Consider the following 237-nt stretch of genomic DNA (forward strand, 5'->3'; position numbering starts at 1 on the left):
CACCTACTTCGCAAATCGCCTCGAGCGGAGCATCACGCGGCGGCGTGCGGGACTTTCCAACCTTCCCTCTGCCGCCTTGGTCGCGCCATCGAAAATCATATCGGAGCAGCTATGACCATGTCAGTTTCAGCACAGGAATTGCAGACGATCCGGCTTTCGCAGGTCTGCAAGAGCTACGGCGACTACCCGGTCCTGAAGGACATCGATGCGCAGGTGACACGCGGCGAAGTCGTGGTC

The 237-nt window shown here is 59.5% G+C and carries 2 pseudogenes; both read left to right on the forward strand.

The features are described from left to right. A pseudogene (locus tag AF337_RS42695) lies at window positions 1-115 on the forward strand (amino acid ABC transporter permease); the annotation flags it as partial. Beyond that, window positions 112-237: pseudogene (locus AF337_RS42700) on the forward strand (amino acid ABC transporter ATP-binding protein); the annotation flags it as partial. The pseudogenes AF337_RS42695 and AF337_RS42700, both read left to right, overlap by 4 nt.

The organism is Rhizobium ecuadorense, from assembly GCF_001187535.1.
In the GTDB taxonomy this organism is placed as follows: Bacteria; Pseudomonadota; Alphaproteobacteria; order Rhizobiales; family Rhizobiaceae; genus Rhizobium; species Rhizobium ecuadorense.